Annotated in this window: 20 protein-coding genes; 10 read left to right on the top strand and 10 right to left on the bottom strand. The window is 74.4% G+C overall.

What is annotated here, in order from left to right; genetic code table 11:
- Positions 1-68: 68 nt before the first annotated feature.
- Complete coding sequence (gene mca / locus ACGF0D_RS21460) at positions 69-989, bottom strand: mycothiol conjugate amidase Mca (RefSeq protein ID WP_392918461.1); 921 nt, start codon at positions 987-989, stop codon at positions 69-71.
- A 59-nt stretch (positions 990-1,048) separates the two neighbouring features.
- Positions 1,049-2,494 (bottom strand): MDR family MFS transporter, encoded by a 1,446-nt coding sequence (locus ACGF0D_RS21455; protein WP_392918459.1) that lies wholly within the window; start codon positions 2,492-2,494, stop codon positions 1,049-1,051.
- A gap of 159 nt (positions 2,495-2,653) precedes the next feature.
- Here ACGF0D_RS21455 and ACGF0D_RS21450 point away from each other — a divergent pair, with 159 nt between their 5' ends.
- On the top strand, positions 2,654-3,301 hold the full coding sequence (locus tag ACGF0D_RS21450) for a TetR/AcrR family transcriptional regulator (protein ID WP_392918456.1): 648 nt from the start codon (positions 2,654-2,656) through the stop codon (positions 3,299-3,301).
- Between the two features lie 155 nt (positions 3,302-3,456).
- Positions 3,457-4,137: a DUF6445 family protein gene (locus tag ACGF0D_RS21445; protein ID WP_392918453.1), complete on the top strand. Its 681-nt coding sequence runs from the start codon at positions 3,457-3,459 to the stop codon at positions 4,135-4,137.
- Positions 4,138-4,197: 60 nt separating this feature from the next.
- Here ACGF0D_RS21445 and ACGF0D_RS21440 read toward each other — a convergent pair whose 3' ends face one another.
- Entirely contained in the window at positions 4,198-4,815 is a 618-nt protein-coding gene (locus ACGF0D_RS21440; RefSeq protein ID WP_392883515.1) for an endonuclease, read from the bottom strand.
- Between the two features lie 93 nt (positions 4,816-4,908).
- Here ACGF0D_RS21440 and murQ point away from each other — a divergent pair, with 93 nt between their 5' ends.
- Positions 4,909-5,829: an N-acetylmuramic acid 6-phosphate etherase gene (gene murQ / locus ACGF0D_RS21435; protein WP_392918451.1), complete on the top strand. Its 921-nt coding sequence runs from the start codon at positions 4,909-4,911 to the stop codon at positions 5,827-5,829.
- Between the two features lie 116 nt (positions 5,830-5,945).
- Here the strand turns inward: murQ and ACGF0D_RS21430 are convergent, their stop codons facing one another.
- Positions 5,946-6,458: an isochorismatase family protein gene (locus ACGF0D_RS21430; RefSeq protein ID WP_392918448.1), complete on the bottom strand. Its 513-nt coding sequence runs from the start codon at positions 6,456-6,458 to the stop codon at positions 5,946-5,948.
- 25 nt (positions 6,459-6,483) lie between these two features.
- Complete coding sequence (locus ACGF0D_RS21425) at positions 6,484-7,116, bottom strand: TetR/AcrR family transcriptional regulator C-terminal domain-containing protein (protein WP_392918446.1); 633 nt, start codon at positions 7,114-7,116, stop codon at positions 6,484-6,486.
- Between the two features lie 213 nt (positions 7,117-7,329).
- Here ACGF0D_RS21425 and ACGF0D_RS21420 point away from each other — a divergent pair, with 213 nt between their 5' ends.
- Positions 7,330-8,574, top strand: a complete 1,245-nt coding sequence (locus ACGF0D_RS21420) for an MFS transporter (RefSeq protein ID WP_392918523.1) — start codon at positions 7,330-7,332, stop codon at positions 8,572-8,574.
- A gap of 98 nt (positions 8,575-8,672) precedes the next feature.
- Here the strand turns inward: ACGF0D_RS21420 and ACGF0D_RS21415 are convergent, their stop codons facing one another.
- Together ACGF0D_RS21415 and ACGF0D_RS21410 are read right to left on the bottom strand one after the other, a co-directional pair.
- Positions 8,673-9,200 (bottom strand): hypothetical protein, encoded by a 528-nt coding sequence (locus ACGF0D_RS21415; RefSeq protein WP_392883522.1) that lies wholly within the window; start codon positions 9,198-9,200, stop codon positions 8,673-8,675.
- Positions 9,201-9,477: 277 nt separating this feature from the next.
- Positions 9,478-10,995, bottom strand: coding sequence for a glutamate synthase subunit beta (locus ACGF0D_RS21410; RefSeq protein ID WP_392918444.1), 1,518 nt, complete (start codon positions 10,993-10,995; stop codon positions 9,478-9,480).
- A 187-nt stretch (positions 10,996-11,182) separates the two neighbouring features.
- Here ACGF0D_RS21410 and ACGF0D_RS21405 point away from each other — a divergent pair, with 187 nt between their 5' ends.
- Together ACGF0D_RS21405 and ACGF0D_RS21400 are read left to right on the top strand one after the other, a co-directional pair.
- The gene (locus tag ACGF0D_RS21405; RefSeq protein WP_392883525.1) at positions 11,183-11,863 is read left to right on the top strand and encodes a response regulator transcription factor; all 681 of its coding nucleotides are present in this window, start codon (positions 11,183-11,185) and stop codon (positions 11,861-11,863) included.
- Complete coding sequence (locus ACGF0D_RS21400; RefSeq protein WP_392883527.1) at positions 11,860-13,263, top strand: ATP-binding protein; 1,404 nt, start codon at positions 11,860-11,862, stop codon at positions 13,261-13,263. Before ACGF0D_RS21405 ends, ACGF0D_RS21400 begins: the two co-directional genes overlap by 4 nt.
- 87 nt (positions 13,264-13,350) lie before the next feature.
- Here the strand turns inward: ACGF0D_RS21400 and ACGF0D_RS21395 are convergent, their stop codons facing one another.
- Entirely contained in the window at positions 13,351-13,677 is a 327-nt protein-coding gene (locus tag ACGF0D_RS21395) for a hypothetical protein (RefSeq protein ID WP_392883528.1), read from the bottom strand.
- Positions 13,678-14,052: 375 nt separating this feature from the next.
- On the opposite strand from ACGF0D_RS21395, the gene ACGF0D_RS21390 reads away from it, so the two are divergent.
- On the top strand, positions 14,053-15,708 hold the full coding sequence (locus tag ACGF0D_RS21390) for a cytochrome bc complex cytochrome b subunit (RefSeq protein WP_392918443.1): 1,656 nt from the start codon (positions 14,053-14,055) through the stop codon (positions 15,706-15,708).
- Positions 15,709-15,793: 85 nt separating this feature from the next.
- Here ACGF0D_RS21390 and ACGF0D_RS21385 read toward each other — a convergent pair whose 3' ends face one another.
- Positions 15,794-16,195, bottom strand: coding sequence for a cytochrome C oxidase subunit I (locus ACGF0D_RS21385; RefSeq protein WP_392883530.1), 402 nt, complete (start codon positions 16,193-16,195; stop codon positions 15,794-15,796).
- 203 nt (positions 16,196-16,398) lie between these two features.
- On the opposite strand from ACGF0D_RS21385, the gene ACGF0D_RS21380 reads away from it, so the two are divergent.
- From ACGF0D_RS21380 to ACGF0D_RS21370, 3 genes are all read left to right on the top strand, one after another.
- Complete coding sequence (locus tag ACGF0D_RS21380) at positions 16,399-17,013, top strand: TetR family transcriptional regulator (protein ID WP_392918440.1); 615 nt, start codon at positions 16,399-16,401, stop codon at positions 17,011-17,013.
- Between the two features lie 28 nt (positions 17,014-17,041).
- Positions 17,042-18,586, top strand: a complete 1,545-nt coding sequence (locus ACGF0D_RS21375; protein ID WP_392918437.1) for an FAD-dependent monooxygenase — start codon at positions 17,042-17,044, stop codon at positions 18,584-18,586.
- 123 nt (positions 18,587-18,709) lie between these two features.
- Positions 18,710-19,141, top strand: a complete 432-nt coding sequence (locus ACGF0D_RS21370; RefSeq protein ID WP_392918435.1) for a YchJ family protein — start codon at positions 18,710-18,712, stop codon at positions 19,139-19,141.
- Positions 19,142-19,162: 21 nt separating this feature from the next.
- Here the strand turns inward: ACGF0D_RS21370 and ACGF0D_RS21365 are convergent, their stop codons facing one another.
- Entirely contained in the window at positions 19,163-20,125 is a 963-nt protein-coding gene (locus ACGF0D_RS21365) for a polysaccharide deacetylase family protein (RefSeq protein WP_392918432.1), read from the bottom strand.
- Positions 20,126-20,168 lie beyond the last annotated feature (43 nt).

Raw genomic sequence — 20,168 nt, 5'->3', positions numbered from 1 at the left:
ACGGGCGGCAGCCGGCGCGCCACCGAGCAACGCCGCGACGGCCCGCCTCGCCACGCCCGCCATAAGGCTCATCCCGCCCCCGCTTCCGCCCCCGCCCGGAGCCCGGCGAACAGGTCGGTCTCGATCCCGCCTGCCCGGGCCACCCCGGCCGCCGCGCCGGCCTCCGGCACCAGGCTCCGGGCCAGGTGGTAGTCCTCGGTCGGCCAGACCTCGCGCTCGATGTCCCGCGGGTGGGCCATGAAGGCCACGCCCGGCTGGACCTGGGTGGCGTGCGCCAGCATCGCCGCGTCCCGTACGGCGAACTGCTCGGCGCACGCGATCCGGGTGGTGGTGGCCAGGGCCGGCGGGGTGTCGGGCCAGCCGGCGAGCAGCTCCCCCATCTCCGAGGGCACGCCCCGTTCCGTCATGCCCTCGTGCAGGGCCTGGAACCAGGCCCGGGAGAGCGCCAGGTGGTAGTAGAGCTTGGACACCTGCCAGGGCTCGCCCAGCTCGGGGTGGAGCTCCGGGCCGGCGGCGGCCTCGACGGCCGCCACGGTGACCCGGTGGGTCATCACGTGGTCCGGGTGCGGGTAGCCGCCGGTCTCGTCGTAGGTGATCACCACCTGTGGGCGGAACTCCCGGATCAGTGCGACCAGCGGCGCCGCCGCGAGCTCCACCGGCTCGGCCGCGAAGCAGCCCTCCGGGAGCGGTTCGTCCGGGCCGGGCATCCCGGAGTCGACGAACCCGAGGAACCGCTGGCGCACACCGAGGATCTCCCGGGCGGCCGCCATCTCCTCGCGCCGGACGCGGGCGAGGTCGGCCCGGACCTCCGGCCGGTCCATGGCCGGGTTGAGGACCGAGCCGCGCTCGCCGCCGGTGCAGGTGGCGACCAGGACGTCCACCCCCTCGGCCGCGTACCGGGCCAGCGTGGCCGCGCCCTTGCTGGACTCGTCGTCGGGGTGCGCGTGCACGCTCAGCAGGCGCAGGCCGTCGGTGTGACGGGTGAACACGGGTACCTCCAGGGTCCGGGTGGCCGGGAACCGGCCGGTGATCGGGACGCGGCCGACGGTCAGTCGGCCCGGCGGGTGTTCGGGTAGAGCAGCGCCGGGGCGATGGCGAGCGCGGACAGGGCCAGCACCCACCAGAAGGTCTCGCCGAAGGCCGCACCCGGTTGGCCCGGGTGCCCGCCCTGCGCCTGCTGGAGCGCCAGCGTCAGCACGGCAGTGCCGAGCGCCCCGCCCACCCGGTTCAGCACGTTGACCGCACCCGCCGCCGCGGGCACCTGGTCCTTCTCGACGCTCCCGTACACCACCGCCAGGCCCGGGATCGCGATGATCCCCATGCCCGCGCCGCGCAGTGCCAGCGAGCCGGCGATCAGCCAGTCGGCCGGTTCGGAGCCGCTGCCCAGCTGGGTGAACGCGACCGTGCCGACCAGGGAGCAGGCGATGCCGATCATGATCAGCGGACGCGGCGCGAAGCGGTCGGTGATCCGGGCGGCGAGCATCGCGGTGACCGCCGTACCGAGGGCCTGCGGCGCCAGCAGCAGGCCGGCCTCCACCGCACCGGCGTGCTTCACCTGCTGGTAGTAGAGCGGCACCAGGAACATCGAGCTGTAGAGCGCGGCGCCCTGGAGGAAGCTGTTGGCCGTCGCCACGGAGAAGCCGCGCCGGGCGAACAGCCGCAGGTCGATCAGCGGCGTCCGGACACCGCCGCGCCCCACCCGCAGCGCGTGCCAGCCGTAGAGCGCCACCAGCACCACGCCCGCCGCCAGGGCGACCCTGCCGGCCGTCGCACCGTCACCGATCGTCGCGAGCCCGTAGACCAGCCCGGTCAGACCGGGCGAGAGCAGCACCAGACCGATCACGTCCAGCCGGGGCTTCGGAGCGTCCGACACCTCGTCAGCCGGCAGCCAGCGGGCGGCGAGCAGCAGGATCACCAGCCCGACCGGCACGTTCAGCAGGAACATCCACCGCCAGTCGAAGTGCTCCAGCACCAGCCCGCCGAGGATCGGCCCCAGGACCGGGGCCAGACTGATCGGCAGCATCAGCGTGCCCATCACCCGCCCGACCCTGGACGGCCCAGCCGCTTGTATGATGATCGCCTGGCCGAGCGGTTGAATCATCCCGCCGCCGATCCCCTGCAGCACCCGGAAGGCGATCAGACTGCCCGTCGACCAGGCCAGGCCGCACAGCGCCGATCCGAGCACGAACAGGACGACCGAGGCGAGCCACGCCCGCCGGCCACCGAAGCGACCGGCGGCCCAGCCCGAGAGCGGCATGGTCAGCGAGATCGCCAGCAGGTACCCCGTGGCCACCCACTGCACCGCCGCGATCGAGCTGTGCAGATCGCGGCCGACGGAGTCGATGCCGACGTTGACGATCGTGCTGTCCAACAGCGCGAGCACCGGCCCCAGCGCGAGCACCCCGCCCATCTTCCACAGGCCCGGCGGAATCGGCTCCGGCGCCTCCCCCCGGACTCCCCCCGGCCGGCCCTTCGCGGTGACGGATGTGCTCATGCGCCCTCCCCTGGTCGCCCTCGAGCGAGCCGCCCCCGAACGCGGACGCCCACTCGGGCAGCCCCTCCGGCTGCCTTGAGGAGAACTTAGGACGGACCCATCGACTGGGTCAAATCAAATTTCTGTGCTCGACCCAGTGAACTGCGCTACGCTCCCCCCATGACCGAATCCGGGACCACGCCGAACCTGCGCGAGCTCAACAAGCGCCGCACCCGCGAGGCGATCTCGCACGCCGCGACCAGACTCTTCGTCGAGCGGGGCTTCGACCGCACGACCATCGCCGAGGTCGCGGCCGCCGCGGGCGTCGCCAAGATGACCGTCACCAACCACTTCCCGCGCAAGGAGGACCTCTTCTTCGACCTGCACGAGGAGCTCGTCGCCCGGCTCGCCGGAACCGTCGCCGGGCGCGCGCCGGGCGAGTCCGCGCTCGCCGCGCTGCGCCGCGACTGCCTCGCCGGCCTCGACCGGCACGACGCCCGGCTCGGCTTCTCCGGCCCCGACTTCGCCCGCACCGTCTTCGACAGCCCGGCACTGGCCGCCCGACTGCGCGAGCTGCACGAGCAGGGCGAGACGGCGCTCGCCGAGGCACTGGGCGAGGCGGTGCACGAGAGACCCGTCGGCTTCGAGTGCCGGGTCGCCGCCGCACTGCTCGCCGCCGTCGACCGGGCGGTGTTCGCCGAGGTGTTCCGCCGCACCCTGGCAGGCGAGAAGCAGTCGGCGATCGCCGCCGCGGTGCGCCCCTCCGCGGTCCAGGCCTACGACCGTCTGGAGGGCGCCCTCGGGACTTTCGCCGTACGGGAGGCCTGAAGCGACACCCGAACACCGCGCCGCACCGGAACCCGGCACTCGAACCCTGCACCCACCAGGGGCCCCGGCGATCCGCCCCAGGTCGAGGCACCCTTGACGAAAGGTTGACCTGCTCACGGCAGAAGGTTGACGATCGCCGCCTCTATCGTCGGCCCATGCCCTCACAGCCCATCAGGCCCACCGCCCTGCCGGTCCTGCCCTACCGCAAGCCCACCCGGGGCCGGGACTACTGGGTCCTGGACAACGTGCTGCCCGACCCGGACGCCGTCCGCGAGCGCTGTCTGGCCCGCGGGGACTGGACGGAGGGCTACCCCCACCGCCCCGAGACCTGGCCCGGACTGCGCACCATGCCGGGCCTGGAGCCCGAGGAGCTGGCCCGGGTCGAGTCGCTGGTCCGCAAGGCCACCGGCGCCTCCCGACTCTGGGTGCAGAGCACCCCGGGCGGCGGCACGCTCAACCACAACTGCGTCCAGGTCGTCGGCGCCGGCGAGTCGGAGTCCCGCCCGCACACCGACTCCCGCGCGCTCTGCCGCTACGCCGCCGTCCTCTACCTCGGCCCCGGCGCCCCCAAGGACGCCGGCACCAGCTTCTACCGCCAGCAGTTCCCCGGCGGCCGCCTCGGCGGCAACCTGGTCGACGCCCCGCACAACAACCTGGTCGAGGCGCTCGGCACCCGCCGGGTGCCGGCCGACCACTTCACCGAGGACGTCCGCGTCCCCAACCGCTACAACCAACTGCTCCTCTACCACGCCAACCTGATCCACAGCGCCACCGGCTACTACGGCACCGAGCTGGTCGAGCGGCGGATGACGGCGGTCTTCTTCTGGATGGCCTGACCCCGCACGCCGCCTCCGCGCGGGCTGCCAACACCCCGGGACGACCGACCCACCCGCCCCTCACCCGGCCCCGACGTGCGCCAGGCTCGCCCTGGTCAGCGCCGCCGCCAGCCGGGCCGGCTCCCCCGGCCCGACCAGCGCCGCCAGCCCCTCCGGCTCACCGGGCAGCCCGAGCGTCCTCGCCTCCGCCAGCACCCGCTCGTCGAAGTACGGCCGCAGCGAGGGCCAGACCGCCTGCGCCTCGCGCCGGAAGATCCCGGCGCCGACCGGCCCGATCCGGGGGAACTCCCGGAGCAGCTCGCCGATCCGCTCCGACTCGCCGCCGGCCTCCTCCCGCAGCCGCCGCAGGTCACCGTGCCAGCGGTCGAGCAGCAGCTCGGCCCCCTGGCCGAGTGCGGTGGCGGTGCTCTCGTCGTAGCGCACGTAGTGGGCCCGGCCCAGGGCCGCGATGAGCGTCCCGCGCCTGGCGTCGGCCATGGCGCGCGGGGTCCGCAGCCCGGCGGCCGACAGCTCCCGGGCCGCGGCCGTGGCGGTGCCGGCGTTGATCCGCACCGAGCACAGCACGGTCAGGACGAGCAGACGGTAGAGCGGCGAGGGCTTGTCGCGCAGCGCGATCCCGGCCTCCTCCGCGTAGGTGCGGCCGAACCGGTCCAGCAGTTCGGCAACGGTCGGTTCCACGACCACCACCTCCCTCCCTCCACGCTTGCCCGGATTCGGGCGCCCCGCACCCGGGGAGGCTCGCCGCATGAGTGAGCGAAACGAGGCGGGCGCATGAGTGAGCGAAACGAGCGATTCATCACCGTACCCGCGACCGAGACCATCCGCCCCGACTGGGCCGCGATCGACGAGCTGCCCACGGTCGAGCTGCTCCGCCTGATGAACGCCGAGGACCGCACGGTGCCCGTCGCCGTCGCCGGGCAGCTGGAGCGGATCGCCGCCGTGGTCGACGCCGTGGCCGCCCGGATGGCTCGTGGCGGTCGGCTGGTCTACGCCGGCGCGGGGACGGCCGGGCGGCTCGGCGTGTTGGACGCCGTCGAGTGTCCGCCGACCTTCGGCACCGATCCGGCACTGGTCGTCGGTCTGATCGCGGGCGGGAGTCCGGCGGTCACGGCGGCCGCCGAGGGCGCCGAGGACCGCACGGACCTCGCCGAGGCCGACGTGGCCGCGCTCGCCCTCACCCCCGCCGACACCGTGGTCGGCATCTCCGCCTCGGGCCGTACGCCCTACCCGCTGGCCGCCGTCCGGGCGGCGCGGGCGGCCGGGGCGCTGACCGTCGGGCTGGCGTGCAACCGAGGGTCGGCGCTCGCGGCGGCGGCCGAGTTGGGCGTCGAAGTGGAGGTCGGCCCCGAGGTGTTGGCCGGATCGACCCGGCTCAAGGCGGGCACGGCGCAGAAGCTGGTGCTCAACCTGCTGTCCACGGCCGTAATGGTCCGACTAGGCCGGACGTACGGAAATCTGATGGTCGACCTCCGCGCCACCAACGACAAGCTGCGCGACCGCGCCCGACGGATCGTCGCCGAGGCGACCGGTGCCGACGAGGCGGCGATCGACCGCGCCCTGACCGCGACCGGCGGCCGGGCCAAGGACGCGATCCTGTCCCTGCTCGCGGACGTGGACGCCCCCACCGCCGCCCGCCTGCTCAAGTCCTCGGACGGACGGCTGCGCGAAGCCCTCCGCCACACCCGGCCGTAGCAGCGCCCCTCCCGCCACGCCCGGGCGTAGCAGCGTCCCTCCTGCCACGACCGGCCGCGGCAGCACCCTCCGCAAACGCCCGGCCGCTACCTCACGCCGACCGCACGTCCACCGACTCACCCCACCCGCACGTCCGCCGCCGCGACGACCTCGCCGAGGCGCGGAAAGTCCAGCTCCACCGACGCCCGGTGCTCCTCCGCCGTGAGCGCGGCCATCGCGTCCTCGACCAATACCAGCCGGTACCCGTGGTCGCCGGCCGCGCGGGCGCTCGACTCCACGCCGAGGTTGGTCGCGATCCCGGTGAACACCAGGGTCTCCACACCCCTCGCCCGGAGCAGCTCGTCCAGGCCGGTGCCCTGGAAGGCCCCGATGGTGCGCTTCACCACGACCTCGTCGGCCGCCGCCGCGACCTCCGCGACCAGCCCGCTCCCGGGCGGCTGCTCGGTGACGTTCGGCCGCTCGACCCGCACCGCGACCACGAGCGCGCCGACCGCCCGGAACCGCCGGGCCAGCTCCAGTGAGACCTCCACCACCTCCGAACCGGTGCGCGGCGCGAGCGGGTTGGCGACGATCCGGTCCATCAGGTCGATCAGGACCAGGGCCGTGCCGCGAGGGTCAAAGGTCGTCATGGGCGTCACGCTAGCCCATCGGACGTCAGGCTCCCGCCTCCCGCGCGATCTCCGCCCGGAACCCCTCGATCAGCACCCGCAGCCCGTACTCGAAGTCGGCGTCGTGGTCGGTCATCCGCAGCACGTCGACCGCCTCACGCAGCAACGGGAGTTCGCGCAGCGCCTCGTCGGGGAACGGCGGCCGCTCACGGTCCGCGGCATCCTGCCGCCAGGCCTGCTCCTCGGTGACCCAGCCCATGATGTACCGGTCGACGGTCAGCAGCAGCCGCAGTGCCGTGCGCGGGCGCAGCCCGGCTCCACACAGGGCACCCAACTGGGCTTCGACCGCCGGGAGTTCGTCCTCGGTGGGCAGGGTGCCGGCGTGCACCCGGGCGCCGTCGCGGTAGGCGAGCAGGGCGTTCCGCTTGGCGCGGGCGTCGGCGGCGATCCACTCGGGCCAGTGCGCCGGGTCGGGTTCGCGGTCGGGCGGGAGGGCCTCGGCGAGCATCGCCTCCGCCATCAGGTCGAGCAGTTCCCGCTTGCTCTTGAAGTGCCAGTACAACGCCGGTGACTGGACGCCGAGTTCGCGGGCGAGCCGGCGGGTGGTCAGCCCGTCGATGCCCTCCTCGTTCAGCAGGCGCAGCGCCGTGCGCACCACCTCGTCGCGCTGCAGCGCCATCCGATCGACCTCCCGGGTTATCCGCTTGCCAGGCCACCTTATCGCCGATAAGTTCCCGAGCTGGAATTTATCAGCGATAAGGACGACCGCCGCGACGCCGACGGCCACGAAGGGACCCACCCCTCATGACCTCCGGACCGAACCCGACCCCAGGACCGAACCCGACTCCCGGAACGGACCCGACCCCAAGGAACGGACCGCTTCTGGTCCCGACTGCTGCCGAACACCGCACCCTGGCGGTCCTCCAGGGACTTCCGGCTGACCTGGACCTCCGGCACGGTCACCCTGCTCGGCTCGATCTTCACCATGACGGCGATCCCGCTCCAGATCGCCGACCTCACCGGCTCACCACTGGCCGTGGGCGCGGTCGGCGCGGTCGAGCTCGTGCCCACCCTCCTGTTCGGCCTCTACGGCGGCGTCCTCGCCGACCGTGCCGACCGCCGCACCGTCGCACTGGTCACCGAGATCGCACTGGCCGCGCTCAGCGCCCTGCTGCTGGTCAACGCGCTGCTCGGCACCCCCGCCGTCTGGCCGCTCTACGTCGCCGCCGGACTGGCGGCGGCACTCCAGGGCATCCAGCAGCCCTCGGTCGAGGCGATGGTCCCCCGATTGGTGCCCCAGGACCAGCTGGTGGCGGCCGGGGCCCTGCTCTCGCTGCGCTGGAGCATCGGCGGCGTGGCCGCCCCGGCGGCGGCCGGCCTGCTGATCGCCACCGCCGGCGTCCCCGCGGCCTACCTGGTCGACCTCGGCACCTTCCTGCTCTCGATCGCCCTGCTGGCCCAGGTCCGGCCGGTCCCCTCGGCGCGGGACGCCGAGGCGCCGCGGCTCGCCGAGTTCCTCGACGGCGCCCGATACGCGGCCCGGCGGCCCGACCTGATCGGCACCTACCTGGCCGACCTCGCCGCCACCGTGTTCGCCCTGCCCACCGCGCTCTTCCCGTTCCTGGCCGCGGAGTTGGACGCCACCTGGGCGCTCGGGCTGCTCTACTCGGCCGGCGCGGTCGGCGCCCTGATCGCGGCCGCGACCGGCGGGTGGGCGGAGCGGGTGCACCGACACGGCCGGCTGGTACTGCTCTCCGCCGCCCTGGTCGGAGCGGCAACGGCCGCGGCAGCGTTCGCCCCGAGCCTGTGGGCCGTCCTGCTCTGCCTGACCGTCGCGGGCGGCGCGCACTGGATCGGCGACACCTTCCGCAGCGCCATCTGGAACCAGTCCATTCCGGACGAACTCCGGGGCCGTGCGGCCGGATCGGAGATACTGATCGGCTCCGCCGGGCCGGCCCTGGGCGACCTGCGGGCCGGCGGGCTCACCGCCCGGCAGGGCATCCGGGCGGCCCTGCGCACCGGCGGGCTGCTCTGCCTCGGCAGCTCGGCCGCGCTGTCCGCCGCGCTCCCCGCCCTCTGGCGCTACGACCGGCGAGCGCCCCGCACCGAGCCCGCCCTGCCGGAGTCGACCCCGTGACAAGCCTGTACGCGCCACCCCGCGAACGGCCGCTCGGTCCAGGACGAGCTCGGTCCAGGACAAGCTCAGTCCAGGACGATCTCAGTCCGGGACGGATCTCAGTCCGGGACGAGCGCCTCGGCATGCCGGCCGATCAGCTGCCCCAACCCCCGGACGTCCTCGACCCCGCGCTTGGGCAGCACGGTCACCACCCCCGGCTCCTCCGCACCGGCCAGCAGCAGGAACAGCTCACGCGTCTCCAGGAAGTACCGCTGCTCCGGCCAGCCGAGCAGGGTGTCCGAAGCCTCGTGGCTCACGACCACCCCGCACTCGTCCAGCAGGACCCGGAACTCACCCTTGTCCGCCACCTTCCGCACCACCCGGCGCGCCTGGATCCGGCTCGGTGCGAACAGCGCCCACAGTGCGCACACCAGCAGCAGCGCGGCCGGCAGCAGCGCCGCCCCGCCGACCAGGGCGAGCAGCCCGGCACCCGCCGCCGCACCGGCGGACACCGTGCGCCTGGCGCTCCGCGACCGGCGCCCGGGCGCCGTGTGCCGGGCCAGCACGGCGAAGGCCTCCCGGAAGTCGGCGGCCGTCGGGGTGTAGCGGACCTCGACCGACGTCACCGCCCACTCACGCTCACTCACGCCCACGTCTTCCGACCCCCGTACGCCCGACTCCTGACACCCACGTCGCCGGATCGTAGCAAAGGCCGTACGTACCCGACTCACCCGTCCGCGCTCTTCCGCCGGTCGCACACCCACCCGCTGACCGACCGCCACGCCCTGCGGTCGGCTCACCCCGGGCCGGCCGCCGGGGAGTTCGGCTTCCACCGCCTGCCGCTCCCCTGCCCCTCCCCACGGACCGATCACCGGCGCACGACCACCTCGGCGCACGACCACCCCGCCGGGGCCGCTGCCCGCCTCACGCCGTGAGCGCTCGCGCCGAGGCCCGGATCGGCGCCGGCAGCTCCGTCCACCCCCGCAGGTACCGGTCCACCGCCGCCGCCACCGCCCGCCCCTCGGCGATCGCCCAGACGATCAGCGACTGCCCGCGCCCGGCGTCCCCCGCGACGAACACGCCCTCCGCCTCCGTCGCGAAGCCGTCGTCCCTGACCAACGTGGACTCCGGCCCGGTGGCGAGGCCGAGTTGGGCGAACAGCCGCCCGTCCGGCTCCGGCCCGGTGAAGCCCAGCGCGAGCAGCACCAGTTGGGCCGGGAGCCTGCCCTCGGTGCCCGCCCGCGGGCTGCGGTCGGCGGGCTCGGCCTCGGCGATGCGGACGGCGGCCAGCCGGCCGTCCGGGCCGGGCTCGAAGGCCACGGTGACCGCCGCAAACACCCGGGGCCCGGCGGCCGCGGCACCGGACTCCTCGTGCGAGGTGGTCTCCCGGTACACCTTGGGGTGCACCGGCCAGGGCTGCCCGGAGGCCCGGCCCTGCGGCGGCCGCGGGTTGATGTCCAGTTGGGTGACCGAGGCGGCCCGCTGGCGCAGCGCCGTCCCCAGGCAGTCGGCCGCCGTGTCCCCACCGCCGACGATCACCACGTGCCGCCCCTCGGCGGACAGCGGCGAGACCGGGCAGTCACCCTCGTCCACCCGGTTCGCCCAGGTCAGGTACTCGATGGCCTGGTGCACCCCGGGCAGGTCCCGCCCGGGCAGCGGCAGGTCCCGGCAGGCCGTCGCGCCCACCGCGACCACCACCGCGTCGTACTCGGCCCGCAGCTCCTCGCCCGGGAGGTCCCGGCCGACCCACACCCCGGTGCGGAAGGCCGTGCCCTCGGCCCGCAGCTGGTCCAGCCGGCGCTCCAGCCGGTGCTTCTCCAGCCGGAACGACGGGATGCCGTACCGCAGCAGTCCGCCCGCGCGATCGGCCCGCTCGTACACCGTGGTGGCGTGCCCGACCCTGGTGAGCTGCTGGGCGGCGGCCAGCCCGGCCGGGCCGGAGCCGATCACCGCGACCCGCCGCCCACCGGCCCGCTCGGGGCGGTCGGGCGGCCGGGGCGCGTCCCAGCCCGCTTCCCAGGCCCGGTCGGCGATCGCCAGCTCCACGTTCTTGATCGTCACCGCGGCGCCGTCGATCGCCAGCACGCAGGCGCTCTCGCAGGGCGCGGGGCAGAGCCGCCCGGTGAACTCCGGGAAGTTGTTGGTCGCCAGCAGCCGCGCCGCGGCCGCCCGCCAGTCGGCTCCCGCCGCCCCCGCCCCCGCTTCCTCACCCGTCCCCGACTCCGCCACCAGCCGGTTCCACTCCGGCACCAGGTTCCCCAGCGGACAGGCGCTGTGGCAGAACGGCAGCCCGCAGTCCATGCACCGCCCCGCCTGTCCGCCCACCACCGGCAGCAGAGCCCCCGGCCGGTACACCTCCCGCCAGTCCTCCAGCCGCTCCCGAGCGTCCCGCCGCGCCCGCTCCGCGCGCGGGGTGGTGAAAGGAGCCATCCGGTCTGCCATCGCGGCCTCCGGCAGGGCGTGCCGACTCGGACCCGGCGGCCCACCCGGCGGCGCGCCACCGTACGGCCACCGTACGCCCGCGAAGCACCACGCAAAAGCGGCGGCCGTCGCGGACCGGCCGGGAGCGGGCCCGGACACCCCGACCCCGCCGCGAACCGTCGTGGACACGCCAGGGAGAATCTCCGCCATGACGCACACCGTGCTGATCGCCGAGGACGACCGGGCCATCCGCGACTCGCTCGCCCGGGCCCTGATGCTGGAGGGCTACCGGGTACGGGTCGCCGCCGACGGCACCCAGACCCTGGCCGTCCTCGCCGAACAGCGCCCGGACGTCCTGGTGCTCGACGTGATGATGCCCGAGCCGGACGGCCTGGAGGTCTGCAGACGGCTGCGCGCGGCCGGCGACCGCACCCCCGTGCTGATGCTCACCGCCCGGGTCGAGGTACCGGACCGGATCGCCGGCCTCGACGCCGGCGCCGACGACTACCTGGTCAAGCCCTTCGACGTGGACGAGCTGTTCGCCCGCCTGCGCGCCCTGCTGCGCCGCCACCCGCCCGCGCCCACCGGCGAGGTGCTGACCGTCGCCGACCTGCGGATCGAGCCGCCCGCCCGACGCGCCTGGCGCGCCGCCCAGGAGCTCGAACTCTCCCGCACCGAGTTCGACCTGCTGGAGCTGCTCGCCCGGCACGCCGGCGCCGTCCTCGACCAGGCCACGCTCTACGAGCGGATCTGGGGCTACGACTTCGGCCCCGGGTCGAAGAACCTCGCGGTGTTCATCGGCTACCTGCGCCGCAAGCTCGACCGCCCCGGCCTGGCGCCGCTGATCCACACCGTCCGCGGCGTCGGCTACACGCTGCGCGAGCCGTGACCGGCCCGGCCCGCCGCCTCCCCGGCCCACCACGCCTGCCGCGCCTGCCGCGCCCCGGCCTGCGCACCACCCTCGCGCTGGCCTTCGCCGCGATCGCCGCGCTGGTCGCGGTGCTGATCGGCGCGCTCGGCTACCACGCCGCCGCCCGGCTGATCCGGGACGACGAGACCGCCGACTTCGGCGCCGCCGTCGACTCCGTCGGCCGGCAGGTCCAGCGCGAGGCCCTCTTCCCCGGCGACTTCGCCGGGCCGAGCGGCCTGAGCGCCGATCTGGTCCGCCCGATCCGGGTGACCACCCAGTCGCTCGACCCCGCCGGCGCGGTGCTGCCCGGCACCGCCCGGCTCGACCTGCCACCGAGCCCGTCCGACCAGGAACTCGCCCACGCCGACCAGCCGGGCCGCACCTCGATCGGGCTGCGCCACCAGCGCGACGAGGGCTACCGGGTCGGCGTGGTCTCGCTCGGCGGCCGGCGCGGCGCGGTCCAGATCATCCAGCAGGTCGGGCCCGCCGAGGAGCTGCTGGCCACCCTGCGGACCCGCACGGTGGCCCTGGTGGCGGTCGTCGCGGTGCTCGCCGGCGGGGCCGGCCGACTGCTGGCCCGGCGGATCACCGGTCGGCTGGTCCGGCTCACCGACGCGGCCGAACTGGTCGCCTCCAGCGGGAGGCTGGACGTCCAGGTGCCCGCCGCCGGGACGGACGAGGTGGGCCGCCTCGGCCGGGCCTTCGACCGGATGCTGGTCCGGCTGGCCACCGCCAGGGAGAACCAGCGCCGACTCGCCCAGGACGCCGGGCACGAGCTGCGCACCCCCCTGACCAGCCTGCGCACCAACCTCTCGGTGCTGCCCAGCCTGGACCGGCTGCCGCCCGCCGAACGCACCGCGCTGATGGCCGATCTGGCCGAGGAGGCACGGGAGTTGACCCAGCTGGTGGAGGAGCTGGTGGCGCTCGCGGCGGACAGCAGGGCGGCCGAGCAGCCGACCGAGGTGGTACTCGCCGACCTGGTCCGGGAGGCCGCCGCCCAGGCCCGGCGGCGCAGCGGCCGCGAGGTCCTGGTGGACGCGGACGGGACCGTCGTCACCGCCCGGCCGGACGCCCTGGCCCGCGCGGTGGGCAATCTGCTGGACAACGCCGCCAAGTTCGACCCGGCCGGGACCGGCCCGATCGAGGTGGTGGTGCGCGGCCCGCGGGTGGAGGTGCGCGACCGCGGCCCGGGCATCGACGCGGCCGACCTCGACCGGGTCTTCGACCGCTTCTACCGGGCCACCGCCGCCCGCAGTCTGCCCGGTTCCGGGCTGGGCCTGGCCATCGTGGACGAGGTGGCCCGCTCCCACGGCGGAACGGCCTTCGCCGCCAACCGGGACGGCGGCGGCGCGGTGATCGGCTTCACCCTCGACGGCTGAGCGCGCGTACGGGCCCGGCACCCGAAGCATCGGGCCCGGTCCGCGCTACACCGGGCCCGGTGCGTACGACACCGGGCCCGCCGCCGCTCACCCCCACCACTGCTCCGGTACGGGCTCCGGCTCGGACGACTCCGGCACCGTCACCGGTTCGGCGCAGCGCACCAGCAGATCGCCCCCCTCCGTCCCGGCGACGAGATAGCCGCACTCGCGCAGCACGACCGCGGCCGCGCCGCTCAGCGCCGCCAGCGCCTCCCGGGAGGGCGGCCCGCCCGGCTCCGCGCCCGGCGTCCAGCCGACCACCACACCCTCGGGGTGACGGTCGATCCACAGCGGTGAGGGACCCGGTCCGAGGTCGAACCCGGCGCGGGCCAGGGCCTCGGTGACGTCCTCGAAGAGTTCACGGTGATCCACCATTGGCGCAGCGTAGGCCCCGGACCGTGCGACCCCCGGACGCGGCGCGCGCCGAAACGTCTCAGTGGCACTCGACCGCAGCATCGGCACCCGTTGGGCCGAGCGGCGGCCAGCCGATCGGGCGTCAGGGCCCCCCGTCCGGCCCGACACGCACGGCCGGACGGGCCGATGGACGTGCACAGTCGGCCCCCTGCCGACAGCATGACAGAGTAAGCGCTCCATCACCCTGAGCAACGGGTCCAGCGGAACACCTGGTCCGCGCGCCGGTCCGGCCGGCGGGCCCGTATCGAGAGGTCCCATGATCACAACACTTCGCCGGCCGGGGTTCCCGCCGGCGGGTCTCCAGCACGGCACGCCGAGGACGCCGGGGAGCCCGTCGTGAGAACCGACCAGCAGTCGCAGCCGGGACCGGTGACCACCACGCGCGCCAACCCCGCCAACGCGGCCGAGGCGCTGGCCGACTGGACCGACGGCCGGCTCGGCATCTACTCCCTGGCCAAGTCCAATCTGCGCAAGATCTTTCCCGACCACTGGTCCTTCATGCTGGGCGAGATCGCGCTCTACACCTTCGTCATCATCATCCTCACCGGCGTCTGGCTGACCATGTTCTTCACGCCGAGCATGGGCGAGGTCGTCTACGACGGGACGTACGTCCCCCTCCGGGGCATCCCGATGTCCGAGGCCTACTCCTCGACCCTGAGGATCAGCTTCGACGTGCGCGGCGGCCTGCTGATGCGCCAGATCCACCACTGGGCGGCGATCGTCTTCGTCGCCTCGATGCTGACCCACATGATGCGCGTCTTCTTCACCGGCGCGTTCCGCAAGCCGCGCGAGATCAACTGGGTCTTCGGCGCGATGCTGCTGATCCTCGGCATGTTCGACGGCTTCATGGGCTACTCGCTGCCGGACGACCTGCTCTCCGGGACGGGCATCCGCTTCATGGAGGGCGCCATCCTGGCCATCCCGATCGTCGGGTCGTACCTGCAGTTCTTCATCTTCGGCGGCGAGTTCCCGGGCACCGACATCATTCCCCGGCTGTTCACCGTCCACGTGCTGCTGATCCCGGGCATCATGCTGGGCCTGCTCGCGGGGCACCTGATCCTGGTCTTCTACCACAAGCACACCCAGTTCGCCGGGCCCGGCCGCACCAACCAGAACGTGGTGGGCATGCCGCTGATGCCGGTCTACATGGCCAAGGCGGGCGGTTTCTTCTTCCTGGTCTTCGGCGTGGTCGCGGTGATGTCGGCGATCGCCACGGTCAACCCGATCTGGGCGTACGGACCGTACCGCCCGGACCAGGTGTCCACCGACGCCCAGCCGGACTGGTACATGGGCTTCTCCGAGGGCCTGATCCGTGTGATGCCCGGCTGGGAGATCAGCGTCTGGGGCGGCCACACCCTCAACCTCGGGGTGTTCATCCCGCTGATGGTCTTCCCGCTCGTACTGCTGGTCATCTGGGGCTACCCGTTCCTGGAGGCCTGGATCACCGGGGACCGGGGCGAGCACCACATCGCCGACCGGCCGCGCAACGCCCCGGTCCGCACCGCCTTCGGCGCGGCCTGGATCGGCCTCTATCTGCTCCTGCTGGCCGGCGGCGGCAACGACCTGCTGGCCACCCACTTCCAGCTCTCGATCAACGCGATCACCTACGCGGTGCGGATCGGCTTCTTCACCGTGCCGGTGGTCGTCTTCGTGATCACCAAGCGGTGGTGCCTGGGCCTGCAGCGGCGGGACAAGGAGAAGGTGCTGCACGGCCGGGAGACCGGTGTCATCAACCGGCTCCAGCACGGCGAGTTCGTCGAGGTGCACGCCCCGCTGCCGCCGGGCCGGCTCTACACCCTCACCTCGCACGACCAGCCGCAGCCCTCCGAGCTGCCGCCCGAGGTGGACGAGAACGGGGTGGCCCGCAAGGCCGGACTGTGGACCCGCGCCCGGGTCAAGCTCTCCCGCGGCTTCTACGGCAAGTACAGCCAGATCGACAAGCCCACCGTCGAGGAGCGCGAGGAGATCAGCAGCGGCCACGGCCACCACTGACCCCTCCCCCGGACACCGGAAAGGGCCCGCTGCGCCGGCAACGGCACAGCGGGCCCTCGTCGTCCCCCTCGGCCTGTGGGCCCGCTCAGCCCCGCAACACGGCCGGGACCACGGCGAACAGCGCCGCCGCCACGGTGACGGAGAGGCAGAGCGCCGCCCAGCGGGCGCAGATCCGGCGGCACTCGACGCGGTACCGGGCGGCCAACCGGCGGCAGCGCTCGACCGCGCGGTCGACGACCTCCTCGGCGTAGCGCAACCGGTCGGCGGTGTAAGCCTGTTCGAGGCTCTCCCGCTCCGCCGCCGGCAGCCAGGGGAACTGCGCGGCGAACGCACGGGCGTCCCGCTCGGCCGCCGCGACCTCCGCCTCCCAGGCCAGGAACCCCTCGATGCGGGCGAACGCCGCCCGGGAGTTCGCCCGGGCACCGGCCCCTGCGGGCCTGCCCTGACGAGGGGTCCGCGCTCTCGGCGGACGCTGTCTGCCACCCATGACCGCTCCTCCAGTCCTGTCGAGTCGTCCCGCCGGAAAGCCTGCGGGGTCGGGCTCCCGACGGGGATCGCTCCGCGACCACGCAACTACTACCAGCGACAAACCGCAGGTGGCGGGCGGCTCGCCACAGGCCGTACGGCCGGGAAAAACTTGCGCGCCGCGCACTATTGCGCAGCGCGCACCTTCTGCGGAACAGTGGTGCCGTGACGAACGGTCAGCCCGGGCTACGGGAACGGAAGAAGGCCGCGACGCGGGAGGCACTCGGCTGGGCGGCCCTGCGCCTGGCGGTGGAGCGGGGGCTGGAGAACGTCCGGGTGGAGGACATCGCGGCGGCGGCCGGGGTGTCCCCGCGCACCTACAACAACTACTTCTCCAGCAAGGCCGAGGCGATCGTCTCCCGGCACCGCGACCGGATCCTGCGGGCCGCCGAGGCGCTCCGGGGCCGCCCGGCGGAGGAACCGCTGTGGGAGGCGCTCACCCACTCGCTCGTCGCACCGTACGTCGGCGCGCCGGAGGGGCCCGACCCGCGGTGGACCGCCGCCGTACGGCTGCTGCTGCGCGAGCCCGCGCTCCAGGCCGAACTGATCCGCGGCGGCGCGGCCGTCCGGACCGAGCTGGCGGCGGCGGTGGCCGCCCGGACCGGGACCGACGCCGGCCGGGACCTCTACCCGAAGCTGGTCGCCTCGGCCGCGCTCTCCGCGCTGCAGGTCGCCAACGAGCACTACCTGACCGCCGACCCGGTGGTGCCGTTCCAGCCGCTGTTCACCGAAGCGCTGCGGCAGCTGGCGGCCGGACTGCCGGACCCGTCACAGGCGTGAACCCGCCACATCCGAGGGGGATCTCGATATGACCAACGACGTCGTCATCGTCGGCGCGGGACCGGTCGGGCTGTTCCTGGCCGGCGAGCTGGCACTGGCCGGAGTCCGGCCGGTGGTGCTGGACCGGCTCCCCGCTCGCTCGGGCGAGCAGAAGGCCAACGGCCTGGTCGGCCAGGTGCTCCGGCTGCTCGACCACCGCGGCCTGCACCAGCCGCTCAGCGGCCTCCCGGGCGCGCCGCGGCCCATACCGCGCTTCGTGTTCGGCGCCTTCCCGCTGGAGCTGGACCGGCTCGACCGGAACCCGCTGCACGCCGCGCCCGTGCCCCAGCACCGGATCGAGGAGGTACTGGAGGAACACGTCCGCGCGCTGGGCGTCACCGTGCGCCGCGACCACGAGGTCACCGGCTTCGACCAGGACCGGACCGGGGTGACCGTCCACGTCCACGGCCCCGACGGCGCCGAGCGGCTGCGCGCCCGCTACCTGGTCGGCGCGGACGGCGGCCGCAGCACCGTCCGCAAGCTCGCCGGAATCGGCTTCCCCGGCATCACCGCGACCGACCCGGTCTCCCGCGTCGCGCACGTGCGGCCGCCCGAAGGGCTGCGCACCACCGACAGCGGCGAGGTGCTGCTGCCGGGCTGCCCGACCCCGTTCCGCACGTACACCCACACCCGCACCGACCACGGCGTGTTCGTCATCTCCCCGTTCGACCCGGGCGCCGTCATGATCGCCACCATGGAGTGGGGCGGTCCGCCGGCGGACCAGGACACCCCGCTCACCCTGGACGAGCTGCGCGCCAGCATCCGCCGGGTGACCGGCGCCGACCTGCCGCTCGCACCGGCCCGCACCGCCGGGCCGTTCACCCCGCGCCGCACCGTCGGCCACAACACCCGGCTCGCCGAGCGCTACCGCGACGGCCGCGTGCTGCTGGTCGGCGACGCCGCCCACGTGCACGCCGCGACCGGCGGCCCGGGCCTCAACCTCGGCCTCCAGGACGCCGCCAACCTCGGCTGGAAACTCGCCGCCGAACTGCGCGGCTGGGCCCCGGCCGGCCTGCTCGACAGCTACCAGCGCGAGCGCCACCCGGTCGGACAGCGGGTGTTCATGCACTCCCAGGCCCAGACCGCGCTGATGGCCCCCGGCCCCGGGACCACCGCGGTGCGCGCCCTCTTCGGCGAACTGCTGGCACACCCCGACAACCTCGGCCGGATCGCCGCGCTGCTGGCCGGCAGCGACATCCGCTACGACGTCGACTGCCCGCACCCGCTGGCCGGACGGTTCGTGCCGGAGATCTCGGCGACCACGTCGGACGGGGAGGTGCGGATCGCCGAACTCGCCCGCACCGGGCGCCCGTTGCTCATCGACCTCACCGGCGGGAAGCTCGACCTCGCCGGCCCGGCGGCGGGCTGGAAGGACCGGGTGGACCTCGTCACGGCCGACTGCCCCCGACCGCCGACCGGCGCACTGCTGCTGCGCCCCGACGGCTACGTCGCCTGGGCGACCGAGCCCGACCGGGCGGACCGGGAGGGGATGGACCGGGCGCTGCGCACCTGGTTCGGCGCCGCCGGCTCCTGAGCACGGGCTCCTCGCCGCCGAGCGCGGACGGGCCTGCTCCTCGGCGCACCGAGGAGCAGGCCCGTTCCCGTCGTGCACGGGGCGGCCGGGGAGCCGACCGACGCGTGGGGGACAATGGGCGGCATGTCCCGACGTCGTTCCGCGCCCCGCACCGCCGCGCCCCGGCTGCTGCCCTCCTCCCCCTGCCCGTGCGGCCTGCCCGCCGCCTACGGCGACTGCTGCGGCCGACTGCACCGGGGCCAGACGGCGGCCACCACCGCCGAGTCCCTGATGCGCTCCCGGTTCAGCGCCTTCGCCGCACAGGACGAGGCGTACCTGCTGCGCACCTGGCACCCGGACACCCGGCCCGCCGAGGTCGACTTCGACCCGGGGCTGCGCTGGACCGGGCTGGAGGTGGTCGCCACCACCGAGGGCGGCGCGTTCCACGCGGAGGGCACGGTCGCCTTCCGGGCGCACTGGACCGAGGGCGGGGAGCAGGGCGTGCTCACCGAGAACAGCCGCTTCGTGCGGCACGAGGGCGCCTGGGTGTACCTCGACGCCCTCTCGCTCGGCTGAGCCGCCCACGACCGGCGGCCGCTACAGGTAGTCGTCCAGCCGCGCCAGCGCGAACCCCTGCGCGGTGGCGTCGTCGACGACCTTGCGCAGCAGGTCCGGCATGGAGGCATTCCAGATGTCGACGCCCCGGAAGTGGGTCAGGATGATGTCGCCCGGGTGGAACTTCTGGTCGTCGTAGCGCCACTCCATGTGGTCCGGGAAGGCCTCCTCGTTCCACAGCGGCACCGCCTGCACCCCGCAGGAGGCCGCCGCGCGCAGGGTGTCGTCGTTGTACTCGCCGTACGGCGGCCGGAACAGCCGGGGGCGGACGCCGATCTGCTGCTCCAGCTGGTCCTGCTGGTTGCAGATCTCCTCGTGCTGGGTCTCGTAGTCCAGGACCTTCAGGTTGCGGTGGTTGATCGTGTGGTTGTTGATCTCCACGCCCTGGGCGTGCAGGTCGCGGAAGTAGCCGTAGTTCTCGCGGACGAGGTAGTCGGAGACGTAGGTGCTGAGCGGGATGCCCAGCTCCTGGGCCATCCGGGAGAACTCGGGGTCCTTCTCGTCCCCGTCGTCGACGGTCAGGAAGACCACCTTGTCCTCGGTCGGGACCCGGTAGACGACGGGCGGGCGGCCGTCCGCGAGCTTGACGCCCTGCCCCTGGGTGAGCTCGACCCTGGTCGTCGGACGGGGCGGGGCCTTCAGCGGCGGGCGCTCCAGGCCCCAGCGCCGGGCGGCCTCCTCCTGATGGGCCGTGGCCTCGCCGCCGTTCTCCTCCTCCTTGCCGGCCACGCCGGGCAGCCGGGGCGGCGCCACGGGCGGGGCGCCCGCGTGGTCGGGGCCCTGGCCGGCGATCTCGGCGACGGGCGCCGCGTTCGCGTTCCCGTCGACGGCCGGGGCCGGCTTCGGTCCGGCCGGAGCGGCGCAGCCGGCGAGGACGGCGGAGAGGCAGACGGCGGCCAGCAGGCCGGTCCGTGCGCCGGCCCACCCCCGCTGACGTCCCCTCAAATCCCCTCTAGTACGACAAACTGATGGTCTGTTCATGGCTGCA

Source organism: Kitasatospora sp. NPDC048298 (genome assembly GCF_043201465.1).
Lineage (GTDB): Bacteria > Actinomycetota > Actinomycetes > Streptomycetales > Streptomycetaceae > Kitasatospora.
This window is presented reverse-complemented; position numbering and strand designations above follow the sequence as displayed.